Source organism: Plantibacter sp. MMLR14_011, assembly GCF_001865025.1.
GTDB classification, from domain to species: Bacteria; Actinomycetota; Actinomycetes; order Actinomycetales; family Microbacteriaceae; genus Plantibacter; species Plantibacter flavus_A.
In genome coordinates, this window is the sequence record NZ_MJGW01000017.1 from 197,442 (window position 1) to 215,806 (window position 18,365).

At 70.1% G+C, this 18,365-nt stretch carries 18 protein-coding genes; 5 read left to right on the forward strand and 13 right to left on the reverse strand.

Annotation, left to right across the window (positions count from 1 at the left end):
* Window positions 1–30 precede the first annotated feature (30 nt).
* Together lipB and lipA are read left to right on the forward strand one after the other, a co-directional pair.
* A complete protein-coding gene (lipB, locus tag BIU99_RS09335; protein ID WP_071260901.1) occupies window positions 31–705 on the forward strand; it encodes a lipoyl(octanoyl) transferase LipB in 675 nt (224 codons plus the stop codon).
* Window positions 702–1,718 (forward strand): lipoyl synthase, encoded by a 1,017-nt coding sequence (lipA, locus tag BIU99_RS09340; protein ID WP_071260903.1) that lies wholly within the window; start codon window positions 702–704, stop codon window positions 1,716–1,718. The genes lipB and lipA overlap by 4 nt, the downstream gene beginning before the upstream one ends.
* Window positions 1,719–1,742: 24 nt before the next feature.
* Here the strand turns inward: lipA and BIU99_RS09345 are convergent, their stop codons facing one another.
* The 3 genes from BIU99_RS09345 to BIU99_RS09355 are packed head-to-tail and all read right to left on the reverse strand — an operon-like array spanning window position 1,743 to window position 6,847.
* Window positions 1,743–2,243: a DUF2004 domain-containing protein gene (locus BIU99_RS09345; RefSeq protein WP_064296305.1), complete on the reverse strand. Its 501-nt coding sequence runs from the start codon at window positions 2,241–2,243 to the stop codon at window positions 1,743–1,745.
* Window positions 2,243–3,121, reverse strand: coding sequence for a signal recognition particle-docking protein FtsY (ftsY, locus tag BIU99_RS09350; RefSeq protein ID WP_064296361.1), 879 nt, complete (start codon window positions 3,119–3,121; stop codon window positions 2,243–2,245). Before ftsY ends, BIU99_RS09345 begins: the two co-directional genes overlap by 1 nt.
* 54 nt (window positions 3,122–3,175) lie before the next feature.
* Complete coding sequence (locus BIU99_RS09355) at window positions 3,176–6,847, reverse strand: chromosome segregation SMC family protein (RefSeq protein ID WP_071261221.1); 3,672 nt, start codon at window positions 6,845–6,847, stop codon at window positions 3,176–3,178.
* Between the two features lie 149 nt (window positions 6,848–6,996).
* Between BIU99_RS09355 and BIU99_RS09360 the strand changes: the two genes are divergently transcribed.
* Window positions 6,997–8,079, forward strand: a complete 1,083-nt coding sequence (locus tag BIU99_RS09360) for a GNAT family N-acetyltransferase (RefSeq protein WP_071260904.1) — start codon at window positions 6,997–6,999, stop codon at window positions 8,077–8,079.
* 3 nt (window positions 8,080–8,082) lie between these two features.
* On the opposite strand, the gene mutM is transcribed toward BIU99_RS09360, so the two are convergent.
* From mutM to BIU99_RS09390, 6 genes are all read right to left on the reverse strand, one after another.
* Window positions 8,083–8,973 carry a bifunctional DNA-formamidopyrimidine glycosylase/DNA-(apurinic or apyrimidinic site) lyase gene (mutM, locus tag BIU99_RS09365; protein ID WP_064296303.1) on the reverse strand — a complete coding sequence of 297 codons (891 nt, stop codon included), beginning with the start codon at window positions 8,971–8,973 and terminating at the stop codon, window positions 8,083–8,085.
* Entirely contained in the window at window positions 8,957–9,634 is a 678-nt protein-coding gene (rnc, locus tag BIU99_RS09370; protein WP_086473824.1) for a ribonuclease III, read from the reverse strand. Before rnc ends, mutM begins: the two co-directional genes overlap by 17 nt.
* A gap of 91 nt (window positions 9,635–9,725) precedes the next feature.
* Window positions 9,726–9,935: a 50S ribosomal protein L32 gene (gene rpmF, locus BIU99_RS09375; protein ID WP_056006932.1), complete on the reverse strand. Its 210-nt coding sequence runs from the start codon at window positions 9,933–9,935 to the stop codon at window positions 9,726–9,728.
* A 3-nt stretch (window positions 9,936–9,938) separates the two neighbouring features.
* Complete coding sequence (locus BIU99_RS09380; RefSeq protein WP_071261222.1) at window positions 9,939–10,451, reverse strand: DUF177 domain-containing protein; 513 nt, start codon at window positions 10,449–10,451, stop codon at window positions 9,939–9,941.
* 111 nt (window positions 10,452–10,562) lie between these two features.
* On the reverse strand, window positions 10,563–11,045 hold the full coding sequence (coaD, locus tag BIU99_RS09385) for a pantetheine-phosphate adenylyltransferase (RefSeq protein ID WP_064296302.1): 483 nt from the start codon (window positions 11,043–11,045) through the stop codon (window positions 10,563–10,565).
* Window positions 11,046–11,064: 19 nt separating this feature from the next.
* Window positions 11,065–13,233: an ATP-dependent DNA helicase RecG gene (locus BIU99_RS09390; RefSeq protein ID WP_071260905.1), complete on the reverse strand. Its 2,169-nt coding sequence runs from the start codon at window positions 13,231–13,233 to the stop codon at window positions 11,065–11,067.
* Between the two features lie 71 nt (window positions 13,234–13,304).
* Here BIU99_RS09390 and BIU99_RS09395 point away from each other — a divergent pair, with 71 nt between their 5' ends.
* On the forward strand, window positions 13,305–13,877 hold the full coding sequence (locus tag BIU99_RS09395; RefSeq protein WP_064296300.1) for an RsmD family RNA methyltransferase: 573 nt from the start codon (window positions 13,305–13,307) through the stop codon (window positions 13,875–13,877).
* A 64-nt stretch (window positions 13,878–13,941) separates the two neighbouring features.
* On the opposite strand, the gene thiL is transcribed toward BIU99_RS09395, so the two are convergent.
* A complete protein-coding gene (thiL, locus tag BIU99_RS09400) occupies window positions 13,942–14,958 on the reverse strand; it encodes a thiamine-phosphate kinase (RefSeq protein ID WP_071260906.1) in 1,017 nt (338 codons plus the stop codon).
* Between the two features lie 25 nt (window positions 14,959–14,983).
* Here thiL and BIU99_RS09405 point away from each other — a divergent pair, with 25 nt between their 5' ends.
* Window positions 14,984–15,475 (forward strand): DUF3515 family protein, encoded by a 492-nt coding sequence (locus BIU99_RS09405; protein ID WP_064296298.1) that lies wholly within the window; start codon window positions 14,984–14,986, stop codon window positions 15,473–15,475.
* Window positions 15,476–15,496: 21 nt separating this feature from the next.
* On the opposite strand, the gene BIU99_RS09410 is transcribed toward BIU99_RS09405, so the two are convergent.
* The 3 genes from BIU99_RS09410 to BIU99_RS09420 are packed head-to-tail and all read right to left on the reverse strand — an operon-like array spanning window position 15,497 to window position 18,360.
* A complete protein-coding gene (locus BIU99_RS09410; protein ID WP_064296297.1) occupies window positions 15,497–16,588 on the reverse strand; it encodes a D-alanine--D-alanine ligase family protein in 1,092 nt (363 codons plus the stop codon).
* Window positions 16,491–17,630 (reverse strand): NAD(P)H-dependent glycerol-3-phosphate dehydrogenase, encoded by a 1,140-nt coding sequence (locus tag BIU99_RS09415; RefSeq protein ID WP_064296296.1) that lies wholly within the window; start codon window positions 17,628–17,630, stop codon window positions 16,491–16,493. Before BIU99_RS09415 ends, BIU99_RS09410 begins: the two co-directional genes overlap by 98 nt.
* Window positions 17,620–18,360: a 1-acyl-sn-glycerol-3-phosphate acyltransferase gene (locus BIU99_RS09420; protein WP_064296295.1), complete on the reverse strand. Its 741-nt coding sequence runs from the start codon at window positions 18,358–18,360 to the stop codon at window positions 17,620–17,622. The genes BIU99_RS09415 and BIU99_RS09420 overlap by 11 nt, the downstream gene beginning before the upstream one ends.
* Window positions 18,361–18,365: the final 5 nt, after the last annotated feature.

Below are 18,365 nucleotides of genomic sequence, written 5' to 3' on the forward strand. Positions count from 1 at the left end.
ACGGCGTCCAACAATGCTATCGTGGCGGCCATGACACAGCTCCTCATCGCCGGGCTCGCGCCCGCGTTCGTCCCGTACCGCGAGGGTTGGGCGCTGCAGCGTCGGGTCCATGAGGCGGTCGTCAGCGGTGAAGCGCCGGAGCACCTCATCCTGTGCGAACACGAGCCCGTGTACACGGCGGGCAAGCTGACCCGCCCGCACGAGCGCCCCGACGACGGCACACCGGTCGTCGAGGTCGACCGCGGCGGCCGCATCACCTGGCACGGTCCCGGACAGCTCACCGGCTACCCGATCGTCCGCCTCCCGGAGCCGGTCGACGTCGTGGCGCACGTCCGCCTGCTCGAGGAGGTCATGCTGCAGACGATCACGGAGCTCGGTGTCACCGGCCGCCGCATCGACGGACGGTCGGGTGTCTGGGTCGACCCCGTCGCCGGCGGACCGGCCGCGAAGATCGGCGCCGTCGGTGTCCGGGTGCAGGCGGGCGTCACGCTGCACGGCTTCGCGCTCAACTGCGACAACTCCCTCGAGCCCTTCGGCCACATCGTCGCGTGCGGCATCGCCGATGCCGGCGTTACCACGATCAGCACCGAGCTCGGTCGACGGGTCACGCCGAGCGACGTCGCCGAGCGCGTCTCCGAGATCTTCGAAGCACTCCGGCCCGGCTGGACGGCCGCGTCCGCGACCACGATCGGAGCCGCCGCGTGAGCGGCTGCGGCGCACCGGCACCCGCTCCCGCGGCGGACACCGGCGGACGGAAGCTCCTGCGGCTCGAGGTCCGGAACGCGCAGACCCCCATCGAGCGGAAGCCCGACTGGATCAAGACCCGCGCGACGATGGGACCCGAGTACCGACAGCTCCGGGCGCTCGTGCAGGAGGAGGGCCTGCACACGGTCTGCCAGGAAGCCGGCTGCCCGAACATCTTCGAATGCTGGGAGGATCGCGAGGCGACCTTCCTCATCGGCGGATCGCAGTGCACGAGGCGCTGCGACTTCTGCCAGATCGACACCGGCAAGCCGGCCGACTACGACCGCGACGAGCCACGGCGTGTGGCCGACTCGGTACAGCGAATGCGGCTGCGCTACGCGACCGTCACCGGTGTGGCACGCGACGACCTCCCCGACGAGGGGGCGTGGCTGCACGCCGAGACCGTCCGGCGCATCCACGAGACGAACCCGGGGACGGGGGTCGAGATCCTCGCGACCGACTTCTCCGGCAACCCCGACCTCCTCGGCGAGGTGTTCGCCTCCCGACCGGAGGTGTTCGCACACAACGTCGAGACGGTCCCACGCATCTTCAAGCGGATCAGGCCCGCCTTCCGCTACGAGCGCTCCCTCGACGTCCTGACCCAGGCACGTGCGGCCGGCCTCATCACGAAGTCCAACCTCATCCTCGGGATGGGCGAGGACCGGAGCGAGATCAGTCAGGCGCTCGAGGATCTGCACGAGGCCGGCACGGACATCATCACCGTCACCCAGTACCTCCGACCGACGCCTCGGCACCTCCCCGTGGACCGCTGGGTCAAGCCGCAGGAGTTCCTCGAGATCAAGGAGGAGGCCGAGGAGATCGGGTTCCTCGGTGTGCTCGCGGGACCGCTCGTCAGATCGTCCTACCGCGCCGGACGCCTCTGGGCGCAGTCGATGACGGCGAAGGGCCGCGAGGTCCCCGAGGGACTGCAGCACCTCGCAGACGCCTCACTCGGCTTCGCCCAGGCGGTCTGAGGCCGACGCCTCGACCTGCCGGGCTCAGTCCTCGCTCGTGACCCCGGTGACCTCGCCATCGGAGCTGTAGGCGACCATGAGCACGCCGTCGAGCTGGTCCGCGTCGAGCGAGTACTCGAAGACCGCGAACGCTTCGTCGCCGTTGTGCTGGTGCGGCGCGAACCCGACGCTCAACAGCGTCATCGACCGGATGACGTCGACGTCGCGGTCTCCGGACTCGTCGACCAGGACGTCCGGCAGGGACTCCCCCAGCTCCTCGACGGCCTGGATGATGTACTCCGTCACCTCGGAGGTGCGGTCGTCGACCTCGCTCAGCATCGCCTCACGCGAGCGCAGGTCGAAACCCTCGAGGGCGAGGATCATCGCCGCCGCCAGGTCGAGCGCATCGGCCGGGATGTCGTCCTCGTCGGGGGCGCTCAACGAGATGGAGACGGACTGCTCCCCGACGTCGATGTTGTCGGACCAGTAGACGCCACCACCAGGCTCGGTCGCGATGACACCGAAGTAGTCGTGTTCGATCGCCATCAGCTGCCCACCAGGTTCTGTGCGAAGACGTGCGGTGTGAAGCCGGTGAGGTCGCCGATGCCCTCACCCTGGCCGACGAGCTTGATCGGGATGCCGGTCTTCTCCTGCACGGCGAGGACGAACCCGCCCTTCGCGGAGCCGTCGAGCTTCGTCAGGACGAGCCCGGTCACCCCGGCGTGCTCGATGAACGCCTGCGCCTGCGACAGACCGTTCTGACCGGTCGTCGCGTCGAGGACGAGGAGGACCTCGGCGATGGGCGCCTGCTTCTCGACGACGCGACGGATCTTGGACAGCTCGTCCATGAGCCCGCCCTTCGTCTGCAACCGACCGGCGGTGTCGATGATGACGATCTCGGTGCCGGTCTGCTTGGCGTACTCGATGGTCTGGAAGGCGACGGACGCCGGGTCCTGTCCCTGCTGCTGGGGGCGGACGATCTGTGCGCCCGCGCGCTCCGCCCACGTCGCCAGCTGCTCCACGGCAGCGGCACGGAAGGTGTCCGCGGCCCCCACGACGACGGTGCGGTCGTAGTTGCGGAGGAACTTCGCGAACTTGCCGATGGTGGTCGTCTTGCCGACCCCGTTGACGCCGACGACGAGGACGACCGCCGGACGCTCGCTGAGCTTCAGCGTCGTGTCGAACTTCGACAGCCGCTCCTCGACCTCCTCGCGCAGCATGCGCTGGAGGTCGCGCGGGTCGGTGGTGCGGTAGCGGTCGACGGAGGCGTGCAGGCCTGTGACGATCGACTCGGTGACGTCGGGACCGAAGTCGGCGCCGATGAGCGCGTCCTCGAGGTCCTCCCAGGTGGTCTCGTCGATCGTCGGACGTTGGAACATGCCTTTGAGGGCACCGGAGAGTGACCAGGGTGTGCGTGCAGCCATGGTCTCAGCGTAGCCGTCGGCGACGCGGTCCCGTCGCGTGGGCACGAGACCGGATCAGCTCGCGCGTTCTGCTGCCACGCGCTGACCGACGACGGCCGACACCCCGTCCTGGCGCATCGAGACGCCGTAGAGGGCGTCGGCGATCTCCATGGTGCGCTTCTGGTGCGTGATGACGATGAGCTGGCTCGTCTGACGGAGGTCCTCGAAGATGGTGAGGAGCCGCCCGAGGTTCGCGTCGTCGAGGGCCGCCTCCACCTCGTCCATGATGTAGAACGGGCTCGGTCGGGCTTTGAAGATGGCGATGAGGAGGGCGACCGCGGCGAGCGAGCGCTCCCCGCCCGACAGCAGCGACAGGCGCTCGATCTTCTTGCCGGCGGGCTTGACCGACACCTCGATGCCCGTGGTGAGCATGTGCTCGGGGTCGGTGAGCGAGATGCTGCCCGTGCCGCCCGGGAACAGGATCGGGAACACCTCGGTGAAGGCGGCTTCGGTGTCGGCGAACGCCGAGGCGAAGATGACCTCCATCTTCCCGTCGATGTCCTCGATGATCGACAGCAGGTCGGCGCGGGTGCTGGTGAGGTCGGCGAGCTGTTCGGTGAGGAAGCGGTGGCGCTGTTCGAGTGCCGCGAACTCCTCGAGCGCGAGCGGGTTGACCCGTCCGAGTTGGGCGTAGGTGCGCTCCGCTGCTGCGAGACGCTTCTGCTGCTCGGCGCGGACGTAGGGCGTCGTCGGCACGTCGTCCGACTCCTCGGTGGGTTCCTCCTCCGGCTCGGCTTCCGGCGTCGCGGTTCCGTCGGCACGTGCCTCGGGCGCCTCGTCCGAGTCGGGCATCGTCGTCTCGGGCGAGACCTCCGGACCGGTCTCGTCGGCCGTTCGCACCGCCGAGCGGGCGGTCGCGCGGGGTGTCGGAGGGTCGACGGGCACCGGAACCTCGGGCCCGTACTCGGCGACGAGCACGTCCTCGACGAGTCCCAGCTCCGACCCGGCGCGCTCGAGCAGACCGGACAGGTGGAGCTTCTTCTCGTAGATCTGGAGTTCGAGACCATGGACGCTCTCGGTGACGACCTGCAGCCGCTGCCGGAGCGTGTGCTCCTCGCCGCGCAGTCGTACGAGCTCGGCGTTCCGGCTGGCCCGCGTCGCCTCGGCTGCCGCGAGCGCGACGCGGGCCTCGGTGACCGACCGGTCGACCGAGTCGAGGACGGGCGGGAGCGCCTCCGTCACAGCGGTGGCGGCCGCGGCCTGGCGCGCACGGATGACCGCACGCCGAGCCGCTTCCTCAGCCGCGGCCTGGTCGGCCTGCCGCTGCCGCTCGAGGTTCGCGACCGCGAGCTCCTCCGCCCGCACGCGTTCGCGCGCGGTCTCGAGGAGGAGGCGGTGCTGCACTTCGGCCTCGCGTGCCGCGTCCAGTTCGGCGGAGAGCCCGTCGCGTGCCGACACGTCGAGGAGCGGTCGTGGACGCGCGCGAGCGGTGTCGTGGTCCAGCTTGGCCCGGTCCACGGCGGCAGCTGCGTCGGCGACGGCCGCCTCCGCCGTCCCGGCAGCTGCGAGGAGGCGGTCGTGTTCGGCCTGTGCGGATTCGTACCGCACCGTGACCCGGTTCACGCGCTCGGCCTGTGACGCACGGTTGGCGTCGAACTCGCGGAGGGCGCTGAGCGCTGCCTGCGCGGTCTGCTTTGCCTCCTGCAGGATCGTACGCTGCTCGGCCAGGGCGAAGCGCGCCCGTTCGATGAGCGACTCGACCTCGCCGTGTCGATCGGCTGCCGCATCGCGTTCGGCCAGCAGTTCGATGCGGCTCTGCGCTCCGCCGCTCCCCCCGCGGACGATGCTGTCCGTGACGACCGCGCCGTCACGGGTCACGAGGGTGAACGCGCCAAGTGACGAGCCGAGTCGGTCGTACGCCGCGATCGCGTCGTCGAGCGAATCGACGACGAGGACCGAGGCGAGGATCCCCAGCACGCCAGGAGGGGCCTCCACCAGCTCGGCAGCCGAGGTGAACCCGGCGGGCGCGTCCGGGACGTCTCGCGCACCGTCGGCGATGACGATCTCGACCCGGCCGAGATCCTGGTCGGCCGCGTGATCGAGCGCCCGCCGGGCAGCGTGCCGGTCGACGGCGACGGCGGCCTCCGCGAGCGTGCCGAGCGCTGCGGCCACAGCCGACTCGTGGCCGGGTCGGACCTGCACCCGGTCCGCGACGATCCCCTCGATCCCCTCGATCCCGCTCGCAGCGAGTTCGGCCGAACCGGTCTTGAGGTCGAGGGCGCGCGAGAGTGCACTGGTCTTGGCGCCGAGCGAATCGCGTTCACGTTCGAGGGTGTGGAGCTGCTCGCGCAGGCCCTCGATCTCCCCTTCGGCCTCCGCCGCGCCGCGTTGGGCCGCCTCGTAGGCGTCGTCGAGCCCGGAGTCGGCGGCGTCCGCCACGGTCGGGTCCTCCTCGAGCGCCTCGTACTCCAGCCGCGCGGCGTCCAGACGGAGGGCGGCGGCGTCGATCGCGTTCTGCTGGCGCAACGCCTCGCCACGGACCGCGGCGAGTTTGGACCCGGCGGCGTCGACGGCGCCCGCGAGCTTGGAGAGCTCCAGGTCGTGTCGTGACACGAGCGCGCTCTGCGCTGCGATCTCCACGTCCACCGCGTCGAGTGCGGCGCGCTTCGCGCGGGTGTCCGCCTGCGCCTCCTGCAACGCGCGCTCCGCGTCGGCGACCGCCACCCGCAGTCCGTCGATCTCCGCGGTCGCGTCGGCGACCATCTGCTTCGTGATCCGGGGTTCGGCGGCCGTCGTGTCCGTCGACGAACCGAGGAGCGCGAGCCGCTGGTTGGCGAGCGTGTACAGGTTCCGGAGGCGCTCCTGCACGCTCTCGAGCTCGAAGGTGATCCGGCGGGCGTCGTCGACCGCGTCGCCGAGTTGTGCCTGCTCGATCCGGTTGATCCGCAGTTCCGCCTGTTCCAGCTGCTCCTGCAGGACGAGGCGCTCGCTGTGGCGCTCACTCTCCGAGCGGTTGTGCTCGTCGAGGGAGCGCCGGAGGCCCACGACGTCGTCTGCGAGGATCCGGGCGCGGGCATCGCGGACGACCGCGGCGATCGTCTGCGCCTCCCGGGCGATCTCCGCCTGACGACCGAGCGGCTTCAGCTGCCGGCGGATCTCCCCGGTGAGGTCGCTCAACCGCGTGAGGTTGGTCTGCATCGCCTCGAGCTTCCGGAGCGTCTTCTCCTTGCGTCGGCGGTGCTTCAGGATGCCGGCCGCCTCCTCGATGAAGCCGCGGCGCTCCTCGGGCGTCGCCCGCAGCACCGCGTCGAGCTGCCCCTGCCCGACGATGACGTGCATCTCGCGGCCCAGACCGGAGTCGCTGAGGAGCTCCTGGACGTCCAGCAACCGACACGTGTCGCCGTTGATGGCGTACTCGCTCCCGCCGTTGCGGAACAGGGTGCGACTGATCGTCACCTCGGTGTACTCGATGGGCAGCGCGCCGTCGCTGTTGTCGATGGTGAGCGTGACCTCGGCTCGACCGAGCGGTCCCCTGGTCGACGTTCCCGCGAAGATGACGTCCTCCATCTTGCCGCCGCGGAGAGTCTTCGCCCCCTGCTCGCCCATCACCCAGGCGAGCGCGTCGACGACGTTCGACTTGCCGGAGCCGTTGGGACCCACGACGCAGGTGACGCCCTGCTCGAACGCGAAGGTGGTGGGGTGCGCGAAGGACTTGAACCCTTTGAGCGTCAGGCTCTTCAGGTACACGCGCACCTCCTCTCCCGCGTCGCGGATGCTGTGCACTACGGTAGCGAATCCGCGGACGGACGAGGGACACCACGCTGTGCCGGCCCGCCGCGGCGGTCGTAGCATGGACCGCATCACCCAGGACGGTCTGGTGTGGGAGGGAGGCGACGATGCGCGCCACGATCGACGAGGTCGAGATCCCGGCGACCGGGAGCTCAGCGGTGTTCGACGCGGTCCAGGACGTCGCGAACACGCTCGAAGCCGAGATCTGGTCCACCGACGACTTCGCCTTGACCTCCGCGATGGCCCTTCCCGAGTACCGCGACCAGCGGTTCCAGCGACGCGTCCTGCTCGCCGCCGTCCTCGACGGGCGTGTGGTCGGTCGCGGCTGGCTCGGATACGGCACCGAGGCCGACGCGGTGACGGGCGCCCTGAACGTCGGCGTTCTCGCAGAGGAGCGGCGTCGAGGGATCGGCACGGCGCTCCTGCAGGAGTTGGAGCGACGGGCCCTCGCGGCCGGCCGCCCGACGGTGACCGCCTTCACCCAGCACGCCGTCGACGACATCCCGACCGACGAACCACTCCTCGGTGCGAGCGTCGGCGAACGGGCGATCCCCGCGAACGCCGCGGCCAGCCGGTTCATGCTCGATCGTGGATACGCCCTCGCGCAGGTCGAGCGGACCAACCGCTGCGACCTCGCCTCGATGCTCGGGGAGCTGCCTGACATCGTCGAGACGTCGACCGCCCGTGCCGGACACGCGTACCGCCTCGTGCAGTGGGTGGATCACACCCCCGACGAGCTGCTCGGCTCGCTCGCGACGGCCCGCGAACACATGGCGACCGACATCCCGGCCGCCGATCTGGAACTCGACCCCGAGGTCTGGACGCCCGAGCGGGTCCGCGCGCGCGAGGACCAGCTGGCGGCGTCTGGCGACCACGCGATCGTCGCCGCCGCCGTCCACCGCGACAGCGGCGCGGTCGCCGGGTACAGCGAGCTCGTCCTCGGCGAGGGCAAGGAACACGCGGAGCAGTGGGACACGCTCGTGCTCGCCGACCACCGGGGACACGGCCTCGGACTCTGGATGAAAGCGGCGAACCTCATCGCACTCGCCGATCAGGCACCCGAGCGGTCCCGGATCTACACCTGGAACGCCGACGAGAACGCGCACATGCTCGCGATCAACGACCGACTCGGGTTCCGCATCGTCGGCTACTCCGGAGAATGGCAGCGCCGACTCCCCCGCAGCGACTGATCGTCAGGTGCGGCGCTGGCAGACCGGACAGCGGTGCGAGCCGCGGTTCATGAACTGCTCGCGGACGATGAACGTGCCGCAGCGCGCACACGGCTTACCCTGCCTGCCGTAGGCGTTCAGACTGTGCGCGAAGTACCCTGCCTGACCGTTGACGTTCACATACTGGGCGTCGAAGCTCGTCCCGCCCTCCGCCAGGGCCTTCGCGAGCACGGCACGCACCTCATCGAGCAGCCGGCCGGCGCGCCCGAGGCCGAGACGGGCGGTCTCCTGTTCGGGGTGGATGCGCGCCGCCCAGAGCGACTCGTCCGCGTAGATGTTGCCGATCCCGCTGACCAGGGTCTGATCGAGGAGCGCCCGCTTCACACCGGTGCGTTTCTCGCGCAGTCGTCGGAGGAAGCCGGCGTCGTCGAAGGCCGGGTCCATCGGGTCGCGGGCGATGTGCGCGACCTGGTCGGGCACCATCGCGACCTCGTCGCCGAACCCACCTGCGGCTCCGTCCGTCGTCGGGACGAGCGCGGTCACCGCCATGGACCCGAAGATCCGCTGGTCGACGAAGTGCAGCCAGAGCTCGCCGTGCTCGGGATGCTCCAACTGCAAGCGGATGCGCAGGAGTCGGTCGGCGTCGTCGCCGGGCGACCGGAGCAGCATCTGCCCGCTCATGCCCAGGTGACCGACGATCGCCTCATCGTCGTCGAGGGGGAACCAGAGGAACTTCCCGCGTCGGACGGCCGATCGGATGGTCCGCCCCGTCAGCCGTGCGGTGAAGTCGGCGACACCACTCGCGTGGCGGCGCAGGGAGCGTTCGTCGAAGACCTCGACGCCGGCGATGGTCGCGCCGCTGACGGCGGGCTCCAAGCCGGCGCGGACGACCTCGACCTCAGGGAGTTCCGGCACTGATCCTCGACCAGGCTTCCAGGGCCGCCGCCATCTCGGCGTGCTTCTTGCTCGTACCGGAGCCCGTCGCCGTGACCGCGGTTCCCACGGTCACCGTCGCGACGAACCGTCGGTTGTGGTCGGGGCCGGAGCTGGCGATCTCGTAGACGGGCGCCGGCGCCCCGATGGCCGCAGCGGCCTCCTGGAGGCTCGTCTTCGGGTCCATCGCCGCGCCGAAGCGCTCAGGATTCTCGAGCAGGGGGTTCACCAGTCGCAGGACGAGTGCCGTCGCCGCGTCGGGGCCGGCCGACAGGTACGTCGCGCCGATGACGGCCTCCATCGTGTCGGCCAGGATGGACGCCTTGTCGCGCCCACCGGTCTGGTCCTCACCCTTGCCGAGCTTGATCCGCTCGCCCAGCCCGATCGAACGTGCGACCTCGGCGAGCGCGATCGTCGAGACGAGGCTCGCACGTCGCTTCGCCAGCTGGCCTTCGTCGAGGTGCGGGAAGTCGCGGTAGAGCATGACGGTGACGGCCTGCCCGAGGATCGAGTCGCCGAGGAACTCGAGGCGCTCGTTGTGCGGGAGTCCACCGTGCTCGTACGCGTACGAGCGGTGCGTCAGCGCCAGGTCGAGCAGCTCGTAGGAGACGTCGACACCGAGTTGTCGTGCGAAAACGACCACACCGGGATCGGTCTCCGATTCGGAGCCGATTCCGGTGTGGTCGGAATGATTCGTGTTCACGCTCTTCGAACGCGGACGTTCAACGCGCGGATCAGACGTCTGCGACCTTGCGGCCCTTGTACTCGAGGTACAGGGCGGTGCCCTGCGAGTCCTCGACGACCTTGGCGCGGTGCGGCAGGCTGTACGTGACGCGGCCGTTCTCCACCGTCTTCACGAGCGTCGGCACGGCGGCCTTCCACTGCGAGCGACGCGAGCGGGTGTTCGAGCGCGAGACCTTCCGCTTCGGGGGGTTTCCAGCCATGATCTATCTCTCTTCTGTGTCTGCAGCGGCGCGCTGGGCGCTGCTGGCGTCTGTGTCAAGTACGGAGTCTGAGGACAAGCCCGCGAGCGCAGACCAGCGAGGATCTGCGACGTCGTGAGGGTGTCGTTCCGGACGTTCGGCCAGCCGCTCACCGGTCTCGGGGTCGAGTCCGGGGCAATCCGGCTGGCACACCGGCTGAAACGGTAATGCGAGAACTACCGCATCTCTGACCAGAGGTTCAAGATCCACGTGGTCGTCGTGAACCTCGAAGTCAGACGCTTCCGAATCAGGATACGCGAAAAGTTCCTGAATCTCGACTTCGACAGGCAGTTCGATGTCGCGGAGGCAGCGTCCGCACTCGCCGGTCGCCAGTGCGTCGACGTCGACGGTCACGAGGATCCCTTCGTGCACGGACTCGAGACGCACCTGCTCGGAGAGCGTCGTACCCTCCTGGACGGCGACCAGGCCCTCGCCCCAGCGCTCGGCGAGCACCACCTCGAGGTCGTGCTCGCGCATCTCCCCGGGACGGTTCACCAGATCGCGCACGTTGACGCTGAACGGCGAATTGTTCGTTCTCTTCCTAGTCACGATCGACGATTCTACGCCGAACCCGACCGGGAGGACGCCCTAGCCCTCCTGGAGGAAGGTCGCCACCACCTGCGGGACGTACGGGCTGACATCGCCACCGAGCGCGGCCACCTGCCGGACGAGTGAACTGGACACGTGCGCGTGCGCCGGATCGGGCAGGAGGAAGACCGTCTCCACACCGGCGAGGCTGCGGTTCATGATGGCCATGGGCGTCTCGTACGCGACGTCGACCTGCGAGCGGATGCCCTTCACGAGCACGCTCGCGCCGACGTCCGTGCAGTAGTCGACGAGCAGGCCGACGTTCCACTGCGCGACGACGATGTTGTCAGGCAGCCCTCCGTCGGCGATGGAGCGCTCGAGCAAGGACACCCGCTGCGGCATCGGCAGCAGCGCGGACTTGTCGGGGTTGTGCACGACCAGCACGTGCAGTTCGTCGAAGATGCGCGCCGCCCGCTCGATGACATCGAGGTGACCGAGAGTGACTGGGTCGAACGATCCGGGGACGACGGCGATCCGCTTCATGCCGCCAGCCTATCGGTGCTCAGTTCTTGGCGAGCGCGGCGCGGTCTGATTCGTCGAGGCGCCGACGGAGCGCTTCGGCCAGCACCGGGTGGTCGGCGAGGTCGGGATCGGTCTCGAGGAGCTCGGCGGCATCCGCCCGCGCCTCGATGATGACCTCGCTGTCGTGCACGACCCGGAGCAGCTTGAGCGAGGACCGCCCGCCCGACTGCATGCTGCCGAGGACGTCGCCCTCGCGCCGCAGCTCGAGGTCGACCTGCGCGAGGTCGAAGCCATCGAGGGTCGCGGCCACCGCGTCGACGCGCTCGCGTGCGGTGCTCTCCGCCTCCGCCGCGGTGACGAGCAGACACAGCCCGGGGACGCCCCCTCGACCGACGCGTCCGCGGAGCTGGTGGAGCTGCGACACCCCGAAGCGTTCCGCGTCGAGCACGACCATCGTCGAGGCGTTGGGGACGTCGACGCCCACCTCGATGACCGTCGTCGCCACGAGCACGTCGATCTCACCGGCGGCGAAGGCCCGCATCGTGCGGTCCTTCTCCTCCGCGCTCATCCGGCCGTGGAGGACGTCGATGCGTCGGGACGCGAGCAGCGGGTGGGTACGCAGCTGCTCCACCGTGGCGAGCACGGACGCGATCGGCCGCGCCGGGTCGACGTCCTCCTCGAGCGCCTCACCGGGCTCGACCTCCTTGGCGTCGATCGCCGGGCACACCACGAACCCCTGCCGCCCCTGCGCGAGTTCCTCGGCGAGTCGCTCCCAGACGCGGGAGATCCACCGCGGGTGATCGGCCAGGGCGACCACGAAGCTCTCGATCCCCTGCCGCCCGCGTGGTAGCTCCTTGATGATGCTGACGTCGAGGTCGCCGAAGACGGTCATGGCCACGGTCCGTGGGATCGGCGTCGCGGTCAGCACGAGGACGTGCGGCGGCGTGCGTCCCTTCTGACGGAGCTGGTCGCGCTGCTCCACGCCGAAGCGGTGCTGTTCGTCGACGACGACCATCCCCAGATCGGCGAAGGTCACGGCGTCACCCAGCAGCGCGTGCGTCCCGATCACGATCCGGGCCTGGCCGGCGACGATCCGCAGCAGCGCCCGTTTGCGATCGGAGGTCGGCAGCTGGCCGGTGAGCAGCGTCGGCATGAGCTCGGCCGAGAGGTCGGGCCCCAGCGAACGGACGATCGACCGCAGGTGCTGCGCCGCGAGGACCTCGGTGGGCGCCAGCAGCACCGACTGTCCCCCGCTGTCGGCGACGGCCGCCATGGCCCGGAGGGCGACGAGCGTCTTGCCCGAGCCGACCTCACCCTGGACGAGTCGGTTCATCGGATTGGGCTGCGCGAGGTCGGCCGTGATCTCCGCGCCGACCGTCTGCTGGTCGCCGGTCAGCTCGAACGGGAGCGCGGCATCGAGGCGCTCGAGGTAGCCGCCGGCCTTCGGCACGCGGGGTTCGGCCGCCAGGGCACGAGTGGCCGCTCGCTGTTGGAGCAGGGCCGTCTGGAGGAGGTACGCCTCCTGATACCGCAGGCTGCGGCGACCGCGCTGCCAGTCGCGGTCGACCGTCGGGCGGTGGACGGCCCGGATGGCGGCGTCGAAGGAGAGTTCACCCCTCGCCGCCCGGACCGACCTCGGGACCGGGTCCTCCTGCGGCGGCAGGGCGTCGAGGACCAGCTCCACGGACTGCTTGAGGTTCCAGCTCGTGATCGTGCTCGTCGCCGGGTAGATCGGGATGGGCGCCTCCGACCACGCCTTCGCCTGGGCGTCCGCGAGCGCCGGTGCGTCGGCGTCATCGGGGAAGAGCTGATACTGCGGGTGCGCGAGCTGATAGCTGCCGCGGTAATCGCCGACCTTGCCCGCGAAGATGCCGCGCAAGCCCGGCCGGAGTTCGTTCGCCCGCCAGGGTTGATTGAAGAAGGTGAGGTTGAGCCGACCCTGACCGTCGGAGATGACGACCTCGAGGATGGAGCCCTTGCGTTGCTTCATCTGCCGGTCGCGGACCTCGAGGACGTCGGCGACGATCGTCACGTCCTCGCCGAGCGGCAGCTGGCCGATGACCGTCAGCTCGCCGCGCTTCGCGTAGCGACGCGGGTAGTGCTCGAGGAGATCGCCGACGGTCTCGACGCCGAACGCCTTCTGGAGTGCCGTCGCGGTTCGTCCGCCGAGGACACCGCCGAGCTTCGTGCCCAGCTCGATCCCCGTCATGCCGTCGATTCTATTCGGGACCTCGGACACCGCGGTTCGCTCGGCTTCGCCCAGCCTGCGAGGATGGGACCATGGCCGGCATCAGGATCATCTCGGGTTTCGCCGGATCACGCACGATCCGGGTTCCGGGCAGCGGTACACGACCGACGAGCGATCGCGTCCGCGAGGCCCTCTTCTCCGCGTTGGAGGCCCGCGACGTGATCGCCGGCGCCGAGGTGCTCGACCTGTACGCAGGCTCGGGGTCGCTGGGGCTCGAGTGCGCCAGCCGGGGTGCCGCCGTGATCACCCTCGTCGACCGAGGGTCGGAGGCCGCGAAGCTGTGTCGTGACAACGCGAGGATCGTGACCTCGGCAGCGCCTCGCGGAGCGGCACCGCGCATCACGGTGCACGCCAAGTCGGTCGGCGCCTACCTGTCCGGGGCGACGGTACCGTCCGACCTCGTCTTCATCGATCCCCCGTACGACCTCCCCGAGGCGGAGCTGACGGCCAACCTCGCCGCGCTCGTCGGTCTGGTCACCGACGACGGGCTCGTGCTCGTCGAGCGGAGCTCCCGCTCACCCGAACCGACCCTTCCCGCGGCGCTCGAGGTCCTGCGGAAGAGCACCTACGGCGAGACCGTCGTCTGGTGGATCACGCCGGTCTGAGTCAACGCGTCACGGTCACCGCGTCACCGCACGGTCCTCGCGCCACGGCGGCCGGGAACACCGCTCAACCGGACGCGTCGTCCCAGTCGCGGTAGGGGTCCCAGCCGGCGCGACCGTCGTAGGCCACACCGTCGACGAGGACCCCGGCACCGGTCCGGGCCGTGCCGATGGTCCGGAAGCCGGCGGGGATCGTCGTGACGGACGGGAACGTCGCCAGGAGGGAGTGGTCCTCGCCACCGGCGAGGGCGAGCGCCACGTCCGCACCCAGCTCCTCTGCCCGCAGGTCGATCGCGACCCCACTCGCCCGCGCGAGGCGACCGGCGTCGAGCGCGAGCCCGTCCGACAGGTCGAGCATCGCCGTGGCACCGGCGACGGCGGCGACGACCCCGGCCGCGATCGGTGGCCGTGGCGCGAGTTGTGCCTCCACCTCGACACGGTGATCGCGTCGTAGGACGGATGCTGCCTCGGCCGAAGGCACGCCGTCGGCGTCGACCCCACGCGAGAAGAGGAGCCGCAGACCTGCCGCAGCCGAACCCAACTCCCCCGCGACCGCGACCACGTCACCGGGTCTCGCACCGTCGCGCCGGACGGGGGCACGACCCTCGAGGTCGCCGAACGCCGTCACCGCGATCATGAAGACGTCGGACACGGCCAGATCACCGCCGACGACACCGCAGCCGGGCGCGAGCTCGGCGCAGGCGTCGCGCAGTCCGTCTGCGAACCCGTCGAGCACGGCGACCGGCAGGTGCTTGGGCATGGCGAGTGCGACGACGAGTGCCGTCGGACGCGCCCCCATCGCCGCGACGTCCGCCAGGTTGCTGGCCGCAGCCTTCCAGCCCAGGTCGTGGGCGCTCGACCACGCCAGCCGGAAGTCCGGCCCGTGGATCATCGTGTCCGTCGTGACGACGAACCGACCGTCCGGCGCCAGGACGACCGCGGCATCGTCACCCGGCCCGAGGAGTTCGGCGTCGGCCTGCGGCAGGCGAGGGAAGATGCGCTCGAGCAGCTCCCCCTCGGCGAGGTCCCCGACACAGGGCCCGACCGTTCCGTGATCGTCGGACGCGCTCCCAGACTCGTTCATGGGATCAACGGTAGCCTGGTGGGCGATGTCCCCGATTCGTGTGCTCCTCGCCACCACCCTCGCCGCAGCCGCAACCCTGGCCCTGGCCGGGTGCGCGCCCGCCGTCGCGCTCGAACCCGCCGCCGATGCGAACAACCCGCAGTGCGCTGAGGTCACGGTGCGTCTGCCCGACGTCGTCGCCGAACTGCCCGAGCGAGGGACCGACGCCCAGGCCACCGGGGCCTGGGGCGATCCTGCGACGGTCCTCCTGCACTGCGGCGTAGCGATCCCCGGCCCGACCACGCAGCAGTGCCAGTCCGTGAACGGCGTCGACTGGATCATCGACGACACCGACGCGCCGAGCTACCGGTTCACGACCTTCGGGCGCACGCCCGCGGTCGAGATCGTGCTCGACGGCGACGCCGTCGCCAGCAGCACCGTCCTGGCGGATCTGGCGCCCGCGGTGTCCGTGCTCCCCGTCACCGGGAAGTGCACCGCGCTCGGCGACGCCGAGCTCCCGATCCCCACCGACGGCTGACCGTTCCCGGCGCCGCGCCGTTCAGGATCGGGCGCGCGCGACCTCGATCAGCTCGGTGATGAGCTCGGGGTAGCTGAGCCCCGAGGCCAACCAGCAGCTCGGGAACATCGAGATCGGGGTGAACCCCGGCATGGTGTTGACCTCGTTGACGACGAAGCCGTCCGCGGTCAGGAAGAAGTCGACCCGGGCGAGGCCCGCGCAGCCCAACGCCTCGAACGCCCGACGAGAGAGGTCTTGCATCTCCGACAACTGCTCGGGAAGGAGGTCGGCGGGGCAGACGAGCTCGATACCGGGGGCGTCGAGGTACTTCGCCTCGAAGTCGTAGAAGTCGCGTCCGGTCACGACGACCTCGCCGGCAACCGAGACCCGAGGTGCTTCGCCGGGGAGGGACTCGAGGACCGCACACTCGACCTCTCGGCCCACCAGACCGGTCTCGACGAGCACGGTCGAGTCCTCGGCGAGTGCCAGTTCGATCGCCGCACGGAACGCGTCCGGCGTCGACACCTTCGACACCCCGACGCTCGAACCGGCTCGCGCCGGCTTCACGAACGCCGGTGACCCGAGCGACCCGAGCGATGCGAGCACCTCCTCGGGTGCCGTGGCCCAGTCGTGGGCGGTGAACCGCACCCACGGGGCGACGGCGATCCCGGCGGCCTGGAGCACCGTCTTCGTGAAGTGCTTGTCCATGCCGAGCGAGGACGCGAGGACGCCGGAGCCGACGTACGGGAGGTCGACGAGCTCGAGCATGCCCTGCACGGTGCCGTCCTCGCCGAACCGACCGTGGAGGATCGGGAGGACGATGTCGACGGGGCCGAGGGTGAACGGGACGCCGTCCTCCCCGACGACGGTCAACTCGCGGCTGCCGACGCGTTCAGGCCAGCGCACGGCCGGCCGCGAGGGGTCGACCTCCGGCAGGTGGGCGGGGTCGAGCGCGTACCGGCTCGGGTCGTCGACCTCGAGGACGTACGAGCCGTCGTGGGCGATCCCGACCGGGTAGACGTCGTACCGTTCGCGGTCAATCGCGGCGAGGACGCCGCCCGCCGTTGCGCAGCTGATCGAGTGCTCGCTTGAACGGCCTCCAAAGAGCACCACCACTCCGGTCTTGTGCGTCATCGTTGCTTCTCTCCCCCTGGGGTTCGTCGTCGTCGGTCGTGAGGTGCGGTGCGATGTCCTTGGGGTCGAGCGTGCCGTCGAGCACCTGCTTGACCTGTTCGACGATGGGCATCGCGACCCCCTTCGCCTTGGCCAGCTCGAGCACCGGCGCCACGGACGCGAGCCCCTCCGCGGTCTGCTGCATCTGTTTGACGACGTCGTCGAACTGATACCCCTGGCCGAGCAGACGCCCCGCCGTGTTGTTCCGTGACAGCGGCGACTGGCAGGTCGCGATGAGGTCGCCGAGCCCGGCCAGGCCCGAGAGGGTCTCCGGCTGCGCGCCGTGGGCCACCGCGAAGTCGGTCATCTCGACCAGCCCGCGGGTGATGATGGAGGCCTTCGTGTTCTCGCCGTAGCCGACGCCGTCGACGATGCCGATCGCGACGGCGATGAGGTTCTTGAGCACACCGCCGAACTCGGTACCGATGACGTCGGTGTTCACGAAGCTGCGGAAGTACCGGTTCCGCGCGAGGAGCGCGACCGTCTGCGCCGTCTCGAGGCTCTCCGAGGAGATCACGGCGGCCGTCGGCTGCTCGCGGGCGATCTCGAGCGCGAGGTTGGGGCCGGAGGCGACGGCGATGCGGGACGGGTCGATGTCGAGGGTTTCTCGGATGACCTCGCTCATCCGGGATCCGCTGCGACGCTCGACGCCCTTCATGAGCGAGACGACGATGGTGCCGTCCTCGAGGTGCGGGCGGAGCGCGATCAGATTGTCTCGCAACGACTGGCTCGGGACCGACAGGAACACGACCGAGGCACCACGCACGGCGTCGACCATGCTCGCGGTCGCCGTCATCCGCATCGGCAGATTGATGCCGGGCAGGTAGTCGCTGTTGCGCTTGGCTTCGGTGATCTCGCGAGCGAGCTCGGGCCGTCTGGCCCACATGACCACGTCGGAGCCACCGTCCGCGAGGATCTTGCCGAACGTCGTGCCCCAGCTGCCCGCTCCGAGCACGGCGACCCTCGTGGCGGCCGGTGGTTGCGGAACGTTCCTAGGACTCAAAGCGGCCTGTCTCCTTCTGCTGGTGTTTCGAGGGATCCCAACGCTCCGCGGGAGCTTGGGCACCGCGCAGCTCCTCGCAGAGGGCGGTGATGGCCTGCATGACGACCTCGGTCGCCTCGTTCAGCGTCTTCGAGTCTAGCTGCCGCCCGATGAAGGCCGAGAGGTCCACCGGCTCGCCGATGGCGACCTCGACGCGCTTCCGCAAGGGGAACACCCGCAGCTTGCCGTACCGAGGCATGACCTCCTGTGTGCCCCAGTGCGCGGCGGGGATGATCGGCAGGCCGTGCGTGAGGGCGATCCGGACCGCGCCGGTGCGCCCACGCATCGGCCACAGACCCGGGTCGCGGGTGAGCGAACCCTCCGGGTACACGATGACGCCCTGACCGCGTTCGGTCAGGTGCGCTGCAGCGCTGACCGGGTCCATGCCGCGGGCGGAACCCTCGCGCTCGACGGGGATCTGTCCGGACTTCCGCAACAGCCATCCGACAACCGGGACCGTGAACAGACTGCCCTTCGCCATGAAGCGGGGCTGTCGCCCGAGCCGCCAGACGGCCACGCCCATGATCAGCGGGTCGAACTCGCTGTCGTGGTTGGGCGACAGGATGAACGGCCCCTCCTGCGGCAGGCGTTCGCCGTGCCGGACGCGGAGCTTGACGAGAGCACTGAACGGCGGGATCGCGATCGACGACAGCAACCAGTAGATCGACGGCCTCGACCGTTCCACCCCCACGGCGG